Raw genomic sequence first — 16,541 nt, forward strand, 5'->3', positions numbered from 1 at the left:
CTTTAACGATAGATAGTGTTTATTGTCCCGCTGCGACGCGGAATTTGATGACGACTTCGTCGGCGACCATGCTCGTGTCTTTCCACTCGCCTTCGCCGATGTTGAAGGCCAGCCGCTTGATCGGCAGTTGCCCTTCGAAAACCTGTTTGCCGCCTTCCGGCTTGACGGTGACCGGGAAGGTCACGTCCTGGACCCGGCCCTTGATGGTCAGCTTGCCCGAGACGGAGAGCTTGCCCGCGCCGGCCGGCTTGATGGCGGAGGAGACAAAGGTTGCCTTCGGAAACTTGGCCGAGTTGAACCAGTCCTTGCCGGCCACTTCCTTGTTGTACTCGGCCTCGCCGATGTCGAAGCTGGCCGTGTCGATGTCCACGCGCGCCGTCGCTTTTTCCGGGTGCGCCGCGTCGTAGTCGATCTGCGCGTTGAAGCTCTTGAACTTCGATTCGACCGGCACGTTCATCTGCTTGAACACGGCCGAGACGCTGCTGTGCGCGACATCGGTTTTCAGCGGTACGGCGCTGGCGATCAGCGTCACGCCAGCCAATACGGCCGCCAGGCCGCCACGGGTGAATTTCATGGTTTTCTCCTTCAGTGGGAACGGCCGGGCAGCATGCGTCCGAGCGTGCCGTCGCGGTCGACGAATTGGTGCTTCAGGGCGGCGACCACGTGCAGGCCGACGAGGCCGGCCATGACCATGTTCAGCCAGTAGTGGATCGGCTTCAGCGTGTCGGCCAGTGCCGGGTTCTTGGCGATGAACACGGGCAGCTGGAACAGGCCGAAATAGACGACCGGGAAGCCGGCCGCCAGCGTGTAGAAATAGCCGGACAGCGGCACGGCGAAGATCAGCACGTACAGCAGATGATGCAGGCCGTGGGCGGCGCCGCGCTGCCACGCGGGCATCGTGGCGGGCAGCGCCGGCGGACGGTTCTTCAGGCGCCACAGCAGCCGGATCGTGGCGAGCAGCAGCACGGTCACGCCGGCCCATTTGTGCCACGAAAAATACTTCAGCTTGGTGGGCGAGATGCCGGGAATGTCCGTCATCACGAGACCCAGCGTGAACGCACCGATGATCAGCACGGCGATCAGCCAGTGAAGCACGATGGCGGTCGTGGTGTAGCGCTGCATGACGGGTCTCCGATGAATTAGTACGAATTAGAACTAAATATTACCAAACTACCCAGCACACTAGCATGAGTTGCGGGTAGCTGTGGATTTGCAATAGGGATACTTTAACGGTTCCAAATATTGCGCGGAAGCTATCCATACGGATAACTTTGTTCAGCCAGTGGGACAATCCGTGACGCATATGCCATGTCTGCCCATGTGCGCACTGGGCCGCGCATGCGTGAAGGTAAAATGTTAAAAAAATGGCAGCCCGATGACGACGGGGCGTGATCCCGCCTGCACGGCCCAGCTGCGTTCCAGCCACGCGATCGACGCGGACCGTGAACTGGAACTGGCCGTGCGCCGCAATGGCGCGCCGGGATTTCCGAACGTGCCGGCTTACTGGGCCGTGGATGCCCGGTTCGGCTGGCGTTTCGCGCCGGGGATGGGGGGCGGTGATCGGGACGAACCTGAACGGCGGGCACGCGGAGTATGGCGTGGCGTCGGTGCGGACCGAGGTGCCCGGGACGGTGGGGTGAAGCTGACGTGGCAGCGCTAAACCCGTCGTTCCCGCGCAGGCGGGAACCCAGGTTCTGCACGCGTTTCGGCAGCTCATGCAACATTGGGCCCCCGCCTTCGCGGGGGCGACGTTCATCGACTTAGATAGCCTTCGCCAGCTGCGCCGCCAGACCGGTGTAATTCGCCGGCGTCATGGCCAGCAGCAGGTCCTTGGCATCTTGCGGAATCGCCAGCTTGCCGATGAATTCCTGCAGCGCGTCGCGCGTGATGCCCTTGCCGCGCGTGAGTTCCTTCAGTTGCTCGTACGGGTTCTCGATGCCGTAGCGGCGCATCACGGTCTGCACCGGCTCGGCCAGCACTTCCCAGTTCGCGTCCAGGTCCTGCTCCAGGCGCGCCGGGTTCACTTCCAGCTTGTTCAGGCCGCGCAGGCAGCTGTCGTACGCGAGCAGCGCGTAGCCGAAGCCCACGCCGATGTTGCGCAGCACGGTGGAGTCGGTCAGGTCGCGCTGCATGCGCGACACCGGCAGTTTATCGGCCATATGGCGCAGCACGGCGTTGGCCAGGCCCAGGTTGCCTTCCGAGTTCTCGAAGTCGATCGGGTTCACTTTGTGCGGCATCGTCGACGAGCCGATCTCGCCGGCCTTCAGCTTCTGCTTGAAGTAGCCGAGGGACACGTACGTCCAGATGTCGCGGTTCAGGTCGAGCAGGATCGTGTTCGTGCGCGAGATCGCGTCGAACAGCTCGGCCATGTAGTCGTGCGGCTCGATCTGGATCGTGTACGGGTTGAACGTCAGGCCCAGGCGCTGTTCGATGACGTTCTTCGAGAACGCCGGCCAGTCGAAGCCCGGATACGCGGACAGGTGCGCGTTGTAGTTGCCGACGGCGCCGTTCATCTTGCCGAGGATTTCCACGTCCGCGATGCGCTTCACCGCGCGCTGCAGGCGCGCGACGACGTTGGCGAATTCCTTGCCGAGCGTGGTCGGGCTGGCGGTCTGGCCGTGCGTGCGCGACAGCATCGGCAGGTCGGCGTTCGTGTGCGCGATCTCGGTCAGCCTGGCGATGACGGCCTGCAGCGACGGCAGCAGCACGCCGTCACGCGCCGCCTTCAGCATCATGCCGTGCGACGTGTTGTTGATGTCTTCCGACGTGCACGCGAAGTGGATGAATTCGGACGCCGCGACCAGCTCCGGCACGTCCTTCACTTGTTCCTTCAGCCAGTACTCGACGGCTTTCACGTCGTGGTTCGTGACGGCCTCGATTTCCTTGATGCGGGCGGCGTCCGCGTCGGAGAAGTCGGCGGCCAGCTTGTCCAGCAGGGCGGATGCGTCGGCGGAGAACGGTTTCAGTTCGGCGAAGCCGGCCTGCGACAGCGCCTGCAGCCAGGCGATCTCCACTTTCACGCGGTGGTGCATGAAGCCGGCTTCCGACAGGATCGGACGCAGCTTGTCGGTCTTGGCGGCGTAGCGGCCGTCCAGCGGGGACAGGGCCGACAGGGTCGAGGAGGATGCGGTAGAGGTCATGGGAGGAGGGAGGCGGTGAGTGCAAAAACGAGATTCTACCATCGGCAGCCTGGGGTTGGCCGCTTTGTCAAGTCTCATTTGGCCACCGTTGCAGGCGTTTCGCCGGCGTTTGGCGGGCGATAGGCCGATGCTATACTGTCTGCCAATCCACATGACTGAGCATCTATGAAACTCATCGGTTCCTTCACCAGTGCCTACGTGCGCAAGGCGCGTGTCGTCCTGGCAGAGAAAAAGCTCGACTATCAGTTCGAGCTGGAAAACGTCTGGGCGCCGGAAACGAAGATCGCTGCGTCGAACCCGCTGGGCAAGGTGCCGTGCCTCGTGATGGAAGACGGCAGCACGATGTACGACTCGCGCGTGATCGCGGAATATCTCGATACGCTGACGCCCGTGTGCAAGCTGCTCCCCCCGAACAGCCGCGACCGCGCCAACGTCAAGGTGTGGGAAGCGCTCGCGGACGGCGTGCTGGACGCGGCCGTGCTGGCCTACCTGGAGCGCACGTGGCGCCCGGGCGAGCAGCAGAGCCAGGCCTGGTTCGACCGCCAGATGGGCAAGGTGCGCGGCGGTCTTGCCGTGATGTCCGAGAACCTCGGCGAACAGCCGTTCTGCATGGGGATCCATTACACGCTGGCCGACGTCGCCGTCGGCTGCACGCTCGGCTGGCTGTCGTTCCGCTTCCCGGACATCGACTGGCGCAGCGCGTATCCGAACCTGGCGCGCCTGTTCGACAAGCTGTCGGAACGGCCGTCGTTCAAGGACACCGTCCCGCACTGATACGATGTCCTCGTCGTCCCGGCGGTTGCAAATGGTCGACATCGCGCGCCTCGCGGGCGTGTCGACGTCGACCGTCTCGCGCGCGCTCAGCCACAGCCCCCTCGTCAACCAGGAAACGCGCGACCGCATCCTCGACCTCGCGCGTTCGCTGAATTACACGATCAACATCGGCGCGCAAAACCTGCGGCTGCAGCAGAACCGCACGGTGGCCGTCGTCATCCCGATCGACCAGTCCTCGCGCCAGCAACTGACCGACCCGTTCTTCCTGTCGATGCTGGGCGGCCTCGCGGACGCGCTCAGCGAACAGGGTTTCGACACGCTCGTTTCGCGCGTGGACGCCGACCAGGTCGACGCCGCCGCCGCCCCATTCGACGGCGGCCGCGCCATCGGCGTGATCCTGATCGGCCAGGGCCGCCACCACGCTGAACTCAACAAGATGGCCGCGCGCGGCGTGCCGTTCGTCGTCTGGGGCGCGCAGCTGCCGCAGCAGTTGTACACGACGGTCGGCGGCGACAACGTCACGGGCGGCCGTCTCGCGACGGAACGCCTGCTGGCGCAGGGCCGACGCCGCATCGCCTTCTTCGGCGACACCAGCTTGCCCGAAGTCGAGCAGCGCCACCGCGGCTACGTGGAGGCGCTGGCCGCGCACGGCCTCTCTCCCGATCCGCAACTGCACGTGGCCTCGTCGTTCCTGCCCGAGAGCGGCGGCCAGGCCGTGGCGGAACTGGCCCGGCGCGGCGTCGCGTACGATGCCCTGTTCGCCAGCAGCGACCTGCTCGCGATGAAATCCATCCACGCCATGCGCGAACTGGGCAAGGACGTGCCGGTCGACGTGGCCGTCGTCGGCTACGACGACATCGAGTTGTCCAGTTATTTCCACCCGCCGCTCACCACCGTCGCCCAGCCGCGCGACGTGGCCGCGCGCGCGCTCGTCGATGCGCTGCTCGTCCTCGTCGACGGCCGCAGCGCACCTTCCGTCCAGCTTCCCACCGAACTGATCGTCCGCGCCAGCGCCTGACCGGGCGCCGCCGCGACCTGCGTTGCATCCCCTTTTTTTTTGCAAACGATTGCAATCGAAGCGTAGGGTGGGCGCCCCCGTGCCCACGTAACGCCAAAGCGTCGCACAAGAGCGCGTGGACACGGGGTGCCCACCCTACGTTGATCTGTTGCAGCGTTTTTGCAACGTTATTGCAATCGTTTGCATTTTTCCAAAAATAGGGAAATAATGGCCGCGTGCCTGACAAGGTGCCAACAAATCGAATACAAACGGAGGAGACATGGAAGTTCGCATGAAGCACACGGCGCGTGCCGTGGCGCTGGCTTTGCTGCACCTGGGTGCGGCGTCCGCGCAGGAAGCCGCCGCGCCGGCATCGGCTACCGATGGCCTGAAGATGGAACGCGTCGTCGTCACCGGCACGCCGATCGGTTCGAGCAAGATGAAGTCGAGCGTCTCGGTCAGCACGCTGGAAGCGGACGCCATCCAGAACCTCGCGCCGACCAGCGCCGCCGAAGTGCTGCGCTCGATCCCGGGCGTGCGCTCGGAGTCGTCGGGCGGCGAAGGCAATGCCAACATCACCGTGCGCGGCGTGCCCATCTCCGCGGGCGGCGCGCGCTACGTGCAGATGCAGGAAGATGGCCTGCCGGTGCTGCAGTTCGGCGACTTCAACTTCATCACCCCCGACAGCTACATCAAGATCGACGGCACCCTCGACCACGTGGAAGCCGTGCGCGGCGGCTCGGCCTCGACCCTGGCCACCAACTCGCCCGGCGGCATCATCAATTTCATCTCCAAGGACGGTGCGCAGCAGGGCGGCAGCATCGGCCTGTCGCGCGGCCTCGATTACGACAGCACGCGCGTCGACTTCGACTACGGCGCGCCGGTCTCGGAGCGCGACCGCTTCTTCGTCGGCGGCTTCTACCGCCGCGGCGAAGGCATCCGCAACGCGGCCGGCAAGGACGAGCGGGGCGGCCAGCTGCGCGCGAACTTCACGCACGACTTCGACGGCGGCTACGTGCGCGTCTCGCTCAAGCACCTCGACGACCAGAGCCCGACGGCGCTGCCCGTGCCGGTCCTGGTGGGCAACGGCCACATCTCGGAAATCGCCGGCATCGACCCGCGCTATGCCTCGTTCTATTCGCCGTACTGGGTGCAGGACGTCTCCCTCACCAAGGGCAACGGCCGCGTCGCGAGCGACGTCAACGACGGCCTGTCCGTGAAGAGCAATGCGATCGGCCTGGAAGGCTCGTTCGACCTGGGCAATGGCTGGACCGTGACGGACAAGTTCCGCAAGGCGTCCAACAGCGGCCGCTTCGTGGGCGTCTTCCCGGCCGACAGCGGCACGGTGGGCAGCTATACCTTCGCGACGGGCCCCAGCGCCGGCCAGGCCTACAACGGCCGCGCCTTTAATGCCGTCGTCTTCAACACGTCGATCGACGACGCGGGCAACACGCTGAACGATGCGCGCCTGACCAAGACGTTTAAAATCGACGGCGCGAAGCTGAACGTGACGGCGGGCTGGTACTCGTCGCTGCAGAAGCTGGGCCTGACCTGGAACTTCAACCAGTACCTGATGCAGGCGACCGGCGACGACCCCGCGCTGCTGAAGACCGCGAGCACGACGCCGGGCTACGTGGGGCCGGCATTCGGCGGCTGCTGCTCGCGCGCCGTCGACGTCGAATACCGCACCAACTCGCCGTACGCGAACATCGGCTGGGAGCAGGGCACCGTCAATGTGGACGCCAGCGTGCGCCGCGACCGCCAGCATGCCGGGGGCAGCGCCAACATCGCCACCAATGCCGCGGCGTACCAGCCGGGTACCGTGCAGCATGTCGACTACGACATCGGCCACACCTCGTATTCGGTGGGCGGCAACTGGAGAATCACGCCGTCGCTGGCGCTGTTCGCCCGCACGAGCGAAGGCGTGGCGTTCAACGCCGACCGCATCCTGTTCGGCACCCCGCTGGACGGCAGCGCGCCGATCAGCATCAACACCGTGAAACAGCTGGAAGGCGGCGTGAAATGGCGCAGTGGCGGCCTGTCCACGTTCCTGACGCTGTTCCATGCCAGGACCCGCGAGAGCAACTACGAAGCGACGACGCAGCTGTCGACCGCGAACAGCTACGACGCGAAAGGCGCCGAACTGGAAGCGGCCTATCGCGTGGGCGACTTCCGCGTCAACGGCGGGCTCACCTTGACCAATGCGAAGATCACCGCGACGGCACCGGGCGGCGAAGCCACGATCGGCCACACGCCGCGCCGCCAGGCGCATGCCGTGTACCAGCTCACGCCGAGCTACGACCTGGGCGCGGCCAACTTCGGCCTGGCCGTCGTCGGCACCGGTAAAAGCTGGGGCGACGATGCGAACACGCTCGTCCTGCCCGGCTACACGGTCGTGCATGCGTTCCTGAATTACCAGCTGACGCCGAAGGTGCAGCTGTCCCTGAACGCCAACAACCTGTTCAACCGCATCGGCTACACCGAGATCGAAGGCGACGGCCATGCCGCCCGTTCGATCACGGGGCGCGCCGTGAAGGCCAGCGTCAAGTACGCGTTTTAAGGATCCATGAGCACGATGTCCCACTCCCTGCGCCGCCTGCTCGACGGGCTGCCTCTGGGTCGCCACGCCGACGCGCAGCGCCGTTTCACGCGCCACGAGGCCGTGCTGGCCGATCGCCTGCAACGCCTGTACGGCCACCTGCCCGGCCACGCCGGCTGGTTCGACAACCTGATGGCCGGGATCGGGCGCCTGATGGCCGCGCGCCCGGCCGCGCTGCAGGCGCTCGACGCCGCCCGCGAAGACGATCCGCGCTGGTTCTGCGCGCCGACGATGCTCGGCTACAGCGCGTACGTCGACCAGTTCGGCGGCAACCTGCGCGGCGTGAAGGAACGCATCCCGCACCTGCGCGACCTCGGCGTCACGTACCTGCACCTGCTGCCGTTCCTGCGTCCGCGCGCGGGCGAGAGCGACGGCGGGTTTGCCGTCGCGAGCTTCGACGAGGTCGACCCGCGCTTCGGCACGATGGCCGACCTGGAAGACCTGACGGCGGCGCTGCGCGAAGCGGGCATCAGCCTGTGCTCGGACCTGATCCTGAACCACGTGGCCGACGACCATCCGTGGGCGCTGGGCGCCCTGACCGGCGACACCGCCATGCGCGCCTTCTTCCACGTGCTGGACGAAGACAGGGCGCAGGCGTATGAACGTACGCTGGGCCAGGTGTTCCCGCAGGCGGCGCCCGGCAATTTCACGCATGTCCCGGCGCTGGGCGGCTGGGTGTGGACGACGTTCTACCCGTTCCAGTGGGACCTGAACTACGCCAACCCGGCCGTGTTCGAAGCGGTCGCGGCGGCGCTGCTGCGCCTCGCGAACCGCGGCGTCGACGTGTTCCGCCTCGACTCGACGGCCTTCCTGTGGAAGCGCCTCGGCACGGATTGCATGAACCAGCCGGAAGCGCACCTGCTGCTGCAGGCACTGCGCGCCATCGTCGACATCGCCGCACCCGGCGTGCTGCTGAAGGCCGAAGCGATCGTGCCCACGCGCGAACTGCCCGCGTACTTCGGTGACGCCGCAGCGCCCGAATGCCACCTCGCGTACCACAGCACCCTCATGACGGCCGGCTGGGCCGCGCTGGCCGAGGAAGACGCGGGCCTCGTGCGCGCGGTCGCCGCCGCCACGCCGCCGCTGCCGTCGGGCGCGAGCTGGCTGACCTATGTGCGCTGCCACGACGACATCGGCTGGAAGCACCTGCTGGCCGAAGCGGGCAATCTCGACCGCCTGGCCAAAGTCGCGCGCTTTTATAACGACGAGGTGAGCTATGCCGCAGGCGTCGGCTTCCAGGGCGGCCTCGCGACCAACGGCACGGCCGCGGCGCTGTCCGGCGCGGACGGATCCGAGGAAGGCTTGCGGCGCCTGCTGCTCGTGCACGGCCTCGCGCTGTGCTTCGGCGGGCTGCCCGTGCTGTACATGGGCGACGAGCTGGCGATGGCCAACGACGACAGTTATCTTGCCGACCCGGCGAAAGCGCACGACAGCCGCTGGATCCAGCGTGCGCCGTTCGACGAAGCGCGTCACGCGGCGCGTGACGACATCACGACGCCGGCCGGCCGCGCGTACGCGGGCCTGCGCCGGCTGATCCGGCAGCGCCGCGCGACGCCGGACCTTGCGGCCGGGACGCCGTGCACGGTGCTGCCCGCCGGCGATCCGGCCCTGCTGGCGCTGGCGCGCGGCGAGCGCTTCCTAAGTCTCTTCAATTTTTCCGGCCGCGCGCTGACCGTCGACCTGGCCGCGTACGGCCGCGCCGGCGCGGTGACGCTGGCGCCGTGGGATCAGGTGTGGCTATGATGACGCAACGTGTCAATGGAACCGTCGCCGTGTTCGGCGAAGCGCTGGTGGACGACTTCGGCGACCGCCAGGTGATCGGCGGCGCGCCGTTCAATGTCGCGCGCCACCTGGCCGCGCTGGGACAGGACGCCCTGATGCTCACCCGCGTGGGCCTGGACGAGAATGGTGCCCGCATGCGCGCGGAGTTCGAGCGCTTCGGCCTGCCGATGGCCGGGCTGCAGGTGGATGCGGCCTTGCCGACCGGCCGGGTGAGTGTGGAACGCCACAGCGACGGCGGCCACCGCTTCACGATCCTGCCGCACCAGGCTTATGATGCCATCGAGGCGGAGCCCGCGATGACGGCCATGACGGCCGCCGCGCCCGCGACGCTGTATTTCGGCACGCTGGCCCAGCGCGAGCCGGCATCGCGCGATGCGCTGGCGCGGCTCTTGGGCGCGACCGATGCCTGCCGCTACCTGGACCTGAACGTGCGGGAAGGGCAGGTGACGGAGCGGTGCGTGTTCGCGTCGCTGCACGCGGCCGACATCGTCAAGGTCAACGAAGAGGAGTTGCAGGATTTGTTCGGCTGGTACACCCACATGCGGCTCCCGACTGACGACATGGCATGCGCCGACGTGCGCCACGCGTGCGCGACCTTGCTGCGCGTGTTCAACCTGACGGGCCTGATCGTGACGCTGGGGCCGCGCGGTGCCGTGTATCTCGGTGCCGATGGCGCTTATCACTCAACCCCGGCGCCGGGAGTCCCCGTGCAGCTGGCCGATACGGTCGGCGCCGGCGACGCCTTCTCCGCCGTGTTCCTGCTGGGCCGCGCCCGCGGCTGGGCGCTTGATGCCACGCTTGCCCGCGCCAACGAATTCGCCGGCGCCGTGTGCGGCATCGTCGGCGCCGTCCCGGACGATCATGCGTTCTACCGTCCATTCATCGACCGCTGGGAGCCATGATGGCCAAGCCGCGCATGACGTTCTGGCAGATCGTCAACATGAACATCGGATTCTTCGGCATCCAGTTCAGCTTCGGGCTGCAGCAGAGCAGCATGAGCCCCATCTACAAATACCTCGGCGCCGACGAGGCGAGCCTGCCCTACCTGTGGCTGGCCGGTCCCGTCACGGGCCTGCTCGTGCAGCCGCTGATCGGCGCGATGAGCGACCGCACCGTCAGCCGCTGGGGCAGACGTACGCCATACTTCCTGATCGGCGCGATCCTGTGCAGCCTCGGCCTGCTGGCAATGCCGTACAGCCCGACGCTGTGGATGGCCGCGAGCCTGCTGTGGATCCTCGACTCCGCGAACAACGTGACGATGGAACCGTACCGCGCGTTCGTCAGCGACAAGCTGCCCGCGAGCCAGCACTCGCTCGGCTTCCTCACGCAGAGCGCATTCACGGGCCTGGGCCAGACGCTGGCCTACCTGACGCCGTCGCTGCTGGTGTGGATCGGGATGGACAAGGATGCCGTCAACGGCAGCCATATCCCGCAGGTCGTCGTCGCGGCATTCCTGATCGGCGCCGTGTGCTCGCTCGTGTCCGTGCTGTGGTCCGTGAAGACGACGCCGGAAGACCCGCTGCCGCCGCACGCGCTTGCCGCGCTGCGCGCCACGCCAGGCGGCTGGAAGCATACGCTGGCGGAGATCGGCGCCGCCGTGCGCGACATGCCGGTGACGATGAAGCAGCTGGCCCTCGTGAAGCTCTTCCAGTGGTACGCGATGTTCTGCTACTGGCAATTCATCACGCTGTCGCTGGCGCGCACCCTGTTCGGCACGAGCGACGCGGCCTCGCCGGGCTTTCGCGACGCGGGCCTGCTCAACGGCCAGATCGGCGCGTTCTACAACTTCATCGCGTTCCTCGCCGCGTTCGCGCTGGTGCCGTTCGCGCGGCGTCACGGGCCGCACGTCGTGCACGCCGTGTGCCTGCTGCTGGCCGGCGCCGGCATGCTCGCGATCCCCCACATCCACACGCCGGTGCTGCTGCTCGTGCCGATGGTCGGCATCGGCCTCGCGTGGGCCAGCATCATGGGCAATCCGTACGTGATCCTCGCGTCCAGCCTGCCGCCGGAACGCACGGGGGTCTACATGGGCATCTTCAACATGTTCATCGTGATCCCGATGATCATCCAGATCTTCACCCTGCCGCTGTACTACCACAGCTGGCTGGGCGGGAACCCGGAAAACGTGATCCGCCTGGCCGGCGCGCTGCTCGTTTGCGCCGCTTTCGCGATGCGCCTGGTGCGCTACAATGCCCCGGGTACGGTCGAACGGACGGAGATGGCGTATGGTGAAGTGGAACGGGATGGCGGTGGTGTTCGGCGAAGTGCTCGTTGAGGAAGGCGCGGGAGGGACTCTGGTCGTGGGCGGCGCCCCGTTCAACGTGGCGCGCCACCTGGCCGCCTTCATGGCACCGCCCCTCCTGATCACCCGCATCGGCGACGACCGCAACGGCGCCGCCGTGCGCGCCGAGTTCGAGCGCTTCGTGATCCCGGAAACGGGTCTGCAGATCGATACGATGGAAGAGACGGGCCGCGCCGTCGTCGAGCGCCAGGGGACGAGCCAGCGCCTCACCTTGCTGCCGCGCCAGGCCTACGATTTCATCGACCCCGCCTCCGCCGCAGCGAGTGTTTCCGGCGAGGTGGGAAGCAATGAGTACGACACCGTGTATTTCGGCACGCTGGCCCAGCGCGAAGAACGCTCGCGCCTCGCGCTGGCGGCCGTGCTGGACGCGACGCCGGCGGCCAAGCGCTTCCTCGACCTCAACCTGCGCATGGGCCACGCGACCGAACCGATCGTCACGAAGGCGCTGACGGCGGCCGACATCGTCAAGGTCAACGAGGAGGAATTGCAGGCGCTGTTCCAGTGGTATTTCCAGATCGGCCCGAACGACGCGGCGCTGTCGACGGAAGAGGTGCACGCGGCCTGCCGCGCGCTGATGGACCGGTTTGCGCTGGAGGCGCTGATCGTGACGCTGGGCCACCGCGGCTCCGTGTACTTCGGCGCGGACGGCAGCTACATCGCCACCCGCGACAACCCGGTGCCGCCGTTCGTGATCGACACGACGGGCGCGGGCGACGCTTTCGCCGCCATCTTCATGCTGGGCCGCGCGCGCGGCTGGCCGCTGGAGCTCATACTGGCGCGCGCCAACGAATTCGCCGGCGCGATCTGTGCGGTCAGCGGGGCGGTGCCCGGCGATATCGGCTTCTATGACAAGTGGGTCGCGCGCTGGCGCGACGCGGCCTGATTCAATCTGCCGGTCGACGCATGGCGGGCACGGGGTGCCCACCATTGCACGCGAATTGCCGACGTATTATTCGCCCATTTGCGATTGCAGGTAGTTCTGGATGCCGACCTTGACGATGAGGTCGAGCTGCGTCTCCAGCCACTCGATGTGTTCCTCGGTGTCCTCGAGAATCTCCAGCAGCAGGTCGCGCGACACGTAGTCGTGCGCCACCTCGGCGGCGGCGATGCCCTCCTTGACCGTGACCTGGGCCGCGCGTTCCAGCTTCAGGTCGCATTCCAGCATCTCCTGTACCGATTCGCCGATCAGCAGCTTGTGCAGCGCCTGCAGGTTCGGCAGGCCGTCCAGCATCAGGATGCGGTCGATCAGGCGGTCGGCGTGTTTCATTTCGCCGATCGACTCGTCGTATTCCTTCTTGCCCAGTTTCGCGAAGCCCCAGTGCCTGTACATGCGTGCATGCAGGAAATACTGGTTGACTGCGGTGAGCTCATTGGTCAGCTGTGCGTTGAGCAGCCGGATGATGTTGGGATCGCCCTTCATGGATTGCCTTTTCGTGCGGTTGTCGTCATAGCATCATAGCAAACCACGAGGCAGGCGGGCAGGGCATACGATGGAGGAGGGTCATATCGCCGCCAGTGCCAGGCCGCCCGCCGCCAGCAGCGACATAGCCCCGATCACGATGCCGACGGTGCGCCGCCGGTTGGTCAGCGACCACAGCACGACGCCGGACAGCGACAGCAGGATGATGGAGCCGGCAAGCGTGTCCACGAGCAGGATCCACGCGGCACTCATGCCTACGCCCTTGTGCAGGTTGACCAAGGTGCCGAAGACATTATTCTCGGCACGCTTGACGGTCACATAGCTGTTGCCGACCCAATATTCGGCTTGGACATTGCCCGACGGTGAAGTAAAACTGGCGCTCCAGCGCGCGGGTTGGATCAGCGACTTCTCGCCCCACGCGACGGGCCGCGCGGCCTCGGCTTTTACGCGCCCGGGTTCCGGCTCCAGCCGCAGCGAGCGCTTGAGCCAGGTCGCCAGCGCCTGTGGACTGCCGGGTGCCGGACTCGGCAAGGGAACCTGGACCGTGGACTCCTGCGCCTGGACGGCAGGAATTTTCATGACGGCACGGTGGTTGAGGAGGATGCCGGTGCTGCCGAACAGCAAGCCGAGCACGGCGCCCCAGAGACCGATCCAGCCATGCGTCTTGCGCAGCCATTTGACGATGACGGCGCGGCGCGTGGGCTGCGGAGGCGGCTGGACCGTAAAGGGCGCTTTCGGTGGGCGGAACGGGATTACGGGCATGGGAGTGAAATCCGGATGCGTCGGAAGTCACATATTACCAAGACCGGGTCGTGCATGGTCGGGTGCACGTACCGATTTTGGATAGCAATATCGGGCACCGCGGCGGCCCGCGCGGGAAGGTGTGTGGATCAGGCCACGATCCCGTCGGCGGGCGCGCGGCGCAGCTCGGTGACGACGGTCTTGCTTTCCAGGTGTTCGTGCATCACTTCGCGCGCATAGCTGACGCATTTGCCGCAGCAGGTGCCGACGCCCAGTTCCTTGTACAGGTCGGCCATCGACGTGAGGCCGAGGTCGACCGCCTGGCGGATTTCGCGGTCGGAGATGTTATTGCAGACACAGACGATCATGGGACGGTTCCGGTGGTGGATGCATCACAGGCCGTTGTTACTTGGTCTATAATGCGAATCATTCTCATTACCCTTCGTATTCTGCTCAAGTTGGATCGCGAATGCAAGCGTTTTTGTTGCGTTGTTGCGTTAAATGAAGGCTGAGAGAGCGGAAGTAGACAAACCGCAAATAGAAATAATTCGCATTTAGGTTTATGATGTACCCAACCGTAAAAGCATCGCCCCTTACTCCGGAAGCGACACCATGACTCTTGCTCCTACCCTGACCACGCTCGACAGCCTCAAGGCCGGCCAGAGCGGCACCGTGATCCATCTCGCGCCGAACGCGATCGGCAGCCGCGACGGCGGCATCGACGTGTCGCGCCGCCTGATGGAACTGGGTTTCGTGCCGGGCGAGCGCATCCGCATGCTCAAGCGCGGCCTGCCCGGCGGTCCGCTGGCGGTCAAGGTCGGCCAGTCGACGTTCGCCCTGCGCCGCTTCGAGGCAGCGCTGGTCTCGATCCAGCCGGAGTAATGGAACCGACATGGGAGCAGTAGATCAGCAGGTCCAGGCGGCCGCAAAAACGCCGCTCATCGCCCTGCTGGGTAATCCGAACTGTGGCAAGACCGCCCTGTTCAACCGCCTGACCGGCGCGCGCCAGAAGGTCGCGAACTACGCCGGCGTCACCATCGAACGCAAGGAAGGCAGCTTCACGCTGCCGGGCGGCCGCGCATTGCGCGTGCTCGACCTGCCGGGTGCCTACAGCCTGAACGCCCACACGCCCGACGAAGCGATCACGCGCGACGTCGTCGCCGGCCTGCGCGCCGGCGAGCAGACGCCGGACGCCGTCGTCTGCGTCGTCAACGCGACGAATCTGCGCCTGAACCTGCGCCTCGTCCTCGAGATCAAGCGCCTCGGCCTGCCGATGGTGCTGGCGCTGAACATGGTCGACGTGGCGAAGAAGCGCGGCATCGAGATCGACACGGCGCGCCTGTCGAACGAGCTGGGCATGCCCGTCATCGAGACCGTGGCCGTGCAGGCCGGCGGCGAGAAGGGCCTGCTGGCGGCGCTGGAAGCCATGCCGCTCGAGCTGCACGTCAAACCGAATCCGCTGTCCGCCATCGACGCCGTCCCGGTCGAGGAGACCCAGCGCGAGGTGCGCCGCATCATCGACGCGACGGTCAGCTTCGACAACGACAAGGGCAACCTGAGCGAGCAGATCGACCACGTCGTGCTGCACCCGGTGATCGGCCCGGTCATCCTCGCGGCCACGATGTTCCTGATTTTCCAGGCCGTGTTCAGTTGGGCCGCCGTGCCGATGGACCTGATCAAGAACGGGGTCGACGCCATCGGCCAGTGGGTCGGCGGTGCCATGGCCGATGGCCCGCTGCGCAGCCTGATCGTCGAGGGTATCCTGGGCGGCGTCGGCAGCGTGCTCGTGTTCCTGCCGCAGATTTTGATCCTGTTCCTGTTCATCCTCGTGCTGGAGGATTGCGGCTACCTGCCGCGCGCCGCGTTCCTGCTCGATCGCATGATGGGCGGCGTCGGCCTCTCGGGCCGCGCGTTCATCCCGCTGCTGTCGTCGTTCGCCTGCGCGATTCCCGGTGTGATGGCCGCGCGCACGATCCAGAATCCGCGCGACCGCCTCGTCACGATCATGATCGCGCCGTTGATGACGTGTTCCGCGCGCCTGCCCGTGTATGCGCTCGTGATCGCCGCGTTCATCCCGAACCGCGAACTGGCCGGCGGCATCAACCTGCAGGGCATGGTGCTGTTCCTGCTGTACGCTGCCGGCATCATCAGCGCGATGGCCGTCGCCTGGGTGTTCAAGCGCACGATGGGCGCCAAGGGCCACCAGCCGCTGATGCTGGAACTGCCGGCCTACCACTGGCCGCACCTGCACAACCTGGCGCTGGGGCTGTGGGAACGCGCGCGCATCTTCATCACCCGCGTCGGCACCGTGATCCTCACCCTGATGGTGCTCGTCTGGTTCCTGTCCAGCTTCCCGGGCGCACCGGAAGGCGCGACGCACCCGCCGATCTACTACAGCATCGCGGGCATGCTGGGCCGCGCATTGGCCGTCGTGTTCGAACCGATCGGCTTCGGCTGGCAGATCTGCATCGCGCTCGTGCCGGGCATGGCCGCGCGCGAAGTGGCCGTCGGCGCGCTGGGCACGGTGTACGCGCTGTCGGGCGGCGGCGAGGACGTGGCCAGCTCGCTGACGCCGATCATCGCCGCGTCGTGGGGCCTGCCGACCGCGCTGTCGCTGCTCGCGTGGTACGTGTTCGCGCCGCAGTGCCTGTCGACCCTGTCCGTCGTGCGCCGCGAAACGGGCAGCGTGCGTTACGCATTCCTGATGGCCGGCTACATGTTCGCGCTCGCGTACACGGCCTCGTTCCTGACTTTCCACATCGCACGGGCCGTGCTGGGGAGCTGAT

16 protein-coding genes are annotated in these 16,541 nt (G+C 66.4%); 10 read left to right on the plus strand and 6 right to left on the minus strand.

What is annotated here, in order from left to right; translation table 11 throughout:
- Window positions 1-19 precede the first annotated feature (19 nt).
- Together ACEN98_RS03565 and ACEN98_RS03570 are read right to left on the minus strand one after the other, a co-directional pair.
- Complete coding sequence (locus ACEN98_RS03565; RefSeq protein WP_413381453.1) at window positions 20-574, minus strand: YceI family protein; 555 nt, start codon at window positions 572-574, stop codon at window positions 20-22.
- An 11-nt stretch (window positions 575-585) separates the two neighbouring features.
- On the minus strand, window positions 586-1,122 hold the full coding sequence (locus tag ACEN98_RS03570) for a cytochrome b (RefSeq protein ID WP_413381455.1): 537 nt from the start codon (window positions 1,120-1,122) through the stop codon (window positions 586-588).
- A gap of 253 nt (window positions 1,123-1,375) precedes the next feature.
- Between ACEN98_RS03570 and ACEN98_RS03575 the strand changes: the two genes are divergently transcribed.
- Window positions 1,376-1,660 carry a hypothetical protein gene (locus tag ACEN98_RS03575; protein ID WP_413381457.1) on the plus strand — a complete coding sequence of 95 codons (285 nt, stop codon included), beginning with the start codon at window positions 1,376-1,378 and terminating at the stop codon, window positions 1,658-1,660.
- A gap of 100 nt (window positions 1,661-1,760) precedes the next feature.
- Here the strand turns inward: ACEN98_RS03575 and purB are convergent, their stop codons facing one another.
- A complete protein-coding gene (gene purB / locus ACEN98_RS03580; RefSeq protein WP_413340650.1) occupies window positions 1,761-3,140 on the minus strand; it encodes an adenylosuccinate lyase in 1,380 nt (459 codons plus the stop codon).
- A gap of 165 nt (window positions 3,141-3,305) precedes the next feature.
- On the opposite strand from purB, the gene ACEN98_RS03585 reads away from it, so the two are divergent.
- From ACEN98_RS03585 to ACEN98_RS03615, 7 genes are all read left to right on the plus strand, one after another.
- Complete coding sequence (locus ACEN98_RS03585) at window positions 3,306-3,914, plus strand: glutathione S-transferase family protein (RefSeq protein ID WP_413381459.1); 609 nt, start codon at window positions 3,306-3,308, stop codon at window positions 3,912-3,914.
- A gap of 4 nt (window positions 3,915-3,918) precedes the next feature.
- Window positions 3,919-4,932, plus strand: a complete 1,014-nt coding sequence (locus ACEN98_RS03590) for a LacI family DNA-binding transcriptional regulator (protein WP_413381461.1) — start codon at window positions 3,919-3,921, stop codon at window positions 4,930-4,932.
- Between the two features lie 259 nt (window positions 4,933-5,191).
- Window positions 5,192-7,471 carry a TonB-dependent receptor domain-containing protein gene (locus ACEN98_RS03595; RefSeq protein ID WP_413381463.1) on the plus strand — a complete coding sequence of 760 codons (2,280 nt, stop codon included), beginning with the start codon at window positions 5,192-5,194 and terminating at the stop codon, window positions 7,469-7,471.
- 6 nt (window positions 7,472-7,477) lie between these two features.
- Window positions 7,478-9,253 (plus strand): alpha-amylase family glycosyl hydrolase, encoded by a 1,776-nt coding sequence (locus tag ACEN98_RS03600; RefSeq protein WP_413381465.1) that lies wholly within the window; start codon window positions 7,478-7,480, stop codon window positions 9,251-9,253.
- Window positions 9,250-10,194 (plus strand): PfkB family carbohydrate kinase, encoded by a 945-nt coding sequence (locus ACEN98_RS03605; protein WP_413381467.1) that lies wholly within the window; start codon window positions 9,250-9,252, stop codon window positions 10,192-10,194. The genes ACEN98_RS03600 and ACEN98_RS03605 overlap by 4 nt, the downstream gene beginning before the upstream one ends.
- Window positions 10,191-11,567, plus strand: coding sequence for an MFS transporter (locus tag ACEN98_RS03610; protein ID WP_413381469.1), 1,377 nt, complete (start codon window positions 10,191-10,193; stop codon window positions 11,565-11,567). Before ACEN98_RS03605 ends, ACEN98_RS03610 begins: the two co-directional genes overlap by 4 nt.
- Window positions 11,518-12,477: a PfkB family carbohydrate kinase gene (locus ACEN98_RS03615; RefSeq protein ID WP_413381471.1), complete on the plus strand. Its 960-nt coding sequence runs from the start codon at window positions 11,518-11,520 to the stop codon at window positions 12,475-12,477. The genes ACEN98_RS03610 and ACEN98_RS03615 overlap by 50 nt, the downstream gene beginning before the upstream one ends.
- Window positions 12,478-12,543: 66 nt before the next feature.
- Here ACEN98_RS03615 and bfr read toward each other — a convergent pair whose 3' ends face one another.
- The 3 genes from bfr to ACEN98_RS03630 form a co-directional block, all read right to left on the minus strand.
- Window positions 12,544-13,014, minus strand: coding sequence for a bacterioferritin (bfr, locus tag ACEN98_RS03620; RefSeq protein WP_413340699.1), 471 nt, complete (start codon window positions 13,012-13,014; stop codon window positions 12,544-12,546).
- A gap of 81 nt (window positions 13,015-13,095) precedes the next feature.
- Entirely contained in the window at window positions 13,096-13,776 is a 681-nt protein-coding gene (locus ACEN98_RS03625) for a PepSY-associated TM helix domain-containing protein (protein WP_413340700.1), read from the minus strand.
- Between the two features lie 128 nt (window positions 13,777-13,904).
- On the minus strand, window positions 13,905-14,123 hold the full coding sequence (locus tag ACEN98_RS03630; RefSeq protein WP_036234554.1) for a bacterioferritin-associated ferredoxin: 219 nt from the start codon (window positions 14,121-14,123) through the stop codon (window positions 13,905-13,907).
- A gap of 244 nt (window positions 14,124-14,367) precedes the next feature.
- Here ACEN98_RS03630 and ACEN98_RS03635 point away from each other — a divergent pair, with 244 nt between their 5' ends.
- Complete coding sequence (locus ACEN98_RS03635; RefSeq protein ID WP_413340702.1) at window positions 14,368-14,637, plus strand: FeoA family protein; 270 nt, start codon at window positions 14,368-14,370, stop codon at window positions 14,635-14,637.
- A gap of 10 nt (window positions 14,638-14,647) precedes the next feature.
- Window positions 14,648-16,540 carry a ferrous iron transporter B gene (feoB, locus tag ACEN98_RS03640; protein ID WP_413381473.1) on the plus strand — a complete coding sequence of 631 codons (1,893 nt, stop codon included), beginning with the start codon at window positions 14,648-14,650 and terminating at the stop codon, window positions 16,538-16,540.
- Window position 16,541 lies beyond the last annotated feature (1 nt).

It is taken from the genome of Massilia sp. CT11-137, assembly GCF_047302885.1.
Classification (GTDB): domain Bacteria; phylum Pseudomonadota; class Gammaproteobacteria; order Burkholderiales; family Burkholderiaceae_D; genus Telluria; species Telluria orientalis.

Bases quoted from the DNA above. Each gene is read 5' to 3' on its own strand.
- ACEN98_RS03615 (WP_413381471.1), top strand. From the start codon at position 11,518: ATGGTGAAGTGGAACGGGATGGCGGTGGTGTTCGGCGAAGTGCTCGTT.
- ACEN98_RS03595 (WP_413381463.1), top strand. From the start codon at position 5,192: ATGGAAGTTCGCATGAAGCACACGGCGCGTGCCGTGGCGCTGGCTTTG.
- ACEN98_RS03630 (WP_036234554.1), bottom strand. From the start codon at position 14,123: ATGATCGTCTGTGTCTGCAATAACATCTCCGACCGCGAAATCCGCCAG.
- ACEN98_RS03575 (WP_413381457.1), top strand. From the start codon at position 1,376: ATGACGACGGGGCGTGATCCCGCCTGCACGGCCCAGCTGCGTTCCAGC.
- feoB (WP_413381473.1), top strand. From the start codon at position 14,648: ATGGGAGCAGTAGATCAGCAGGTCCAGGCGGCCGCAAAAACGCCGCTC.
- ACEN98_RS03565 (WP_413381453.1), bottom strand. From the start codon at position 574: ATGAAATTCACCCGTGGCGGCCTGGCGGCCGTATTGGCTGGCGTGACG.
- ACEN98_RS03625 (WP_413340700.1), bottom strand. From the start codon at position 13,776: ATGCCCGTAATCCCGTTCCGCCCACCGAAAGCGCCCTTTACGGTCCAG.
- ACEN98_RS03605 (WP_413381467.1), top strand. From the start codon at position 9,250: ATGATGACGCAACGTGTCAATGGAACCGTCGCCGTGTTCGGCGAAGCG.
- ACEN98_RS03590 (WP_413381461.1), top strand. From the start codon at position 3,919: ATGTCCTCGTCGTCCCGGCGGTTGCAAATGGTCGACATCGCGCGCCTC.
- ACEN98_RS03585 (WP_413381459.1), top strand. From the start codon at position 3,306: ATGAAACTCATCGGTTCCTTCACCAGTGCCTACGTGCGCAAGGCGCGT.
- ACEN98_RS03570 (WP_413381455.1), bottom strand. From the start codon at position 1,122: ATGCAGCGCTACACCACGACCGCCATCGTGCTTCACTGGCTGATCGCC.
- ACEN98_RS03600 (WP_413381465.1), top strand. From the start codon at position 7,478: ATGAGCACGATGTCCCACTCCCTGCGCCGCCTGCTCGACGGGCTGCCT.
- bfr (WP_413340699.1), bottom strand. From the start codon at position 13,014: ATGAAGGGCGATCCCAACATCATCCGGCTGCTCAACGCACAGCTGACC.
- ACEN98_RS03635 (WP_413340702.1), top strand. From the start codon at position 14,368: ATGACTCTTGCTCCTACCCTGACCACGCTCGACAGCCTCAAGGCCGGC.
- ACEN98_RS03610 (WP_413381469.1), top strand. From the start codon at position 10,191: ATGATGGCCAAGCCGCGCATGACGTTCTGGCAGATCGTCAACATGAAC.
- purB (WP_413340650.1), bottom strand. From the start codon at position 3,140: ATGACCTCTACCGCATCCTCCTCGACCCTGTCGGCCCTGTCCCCGCTG.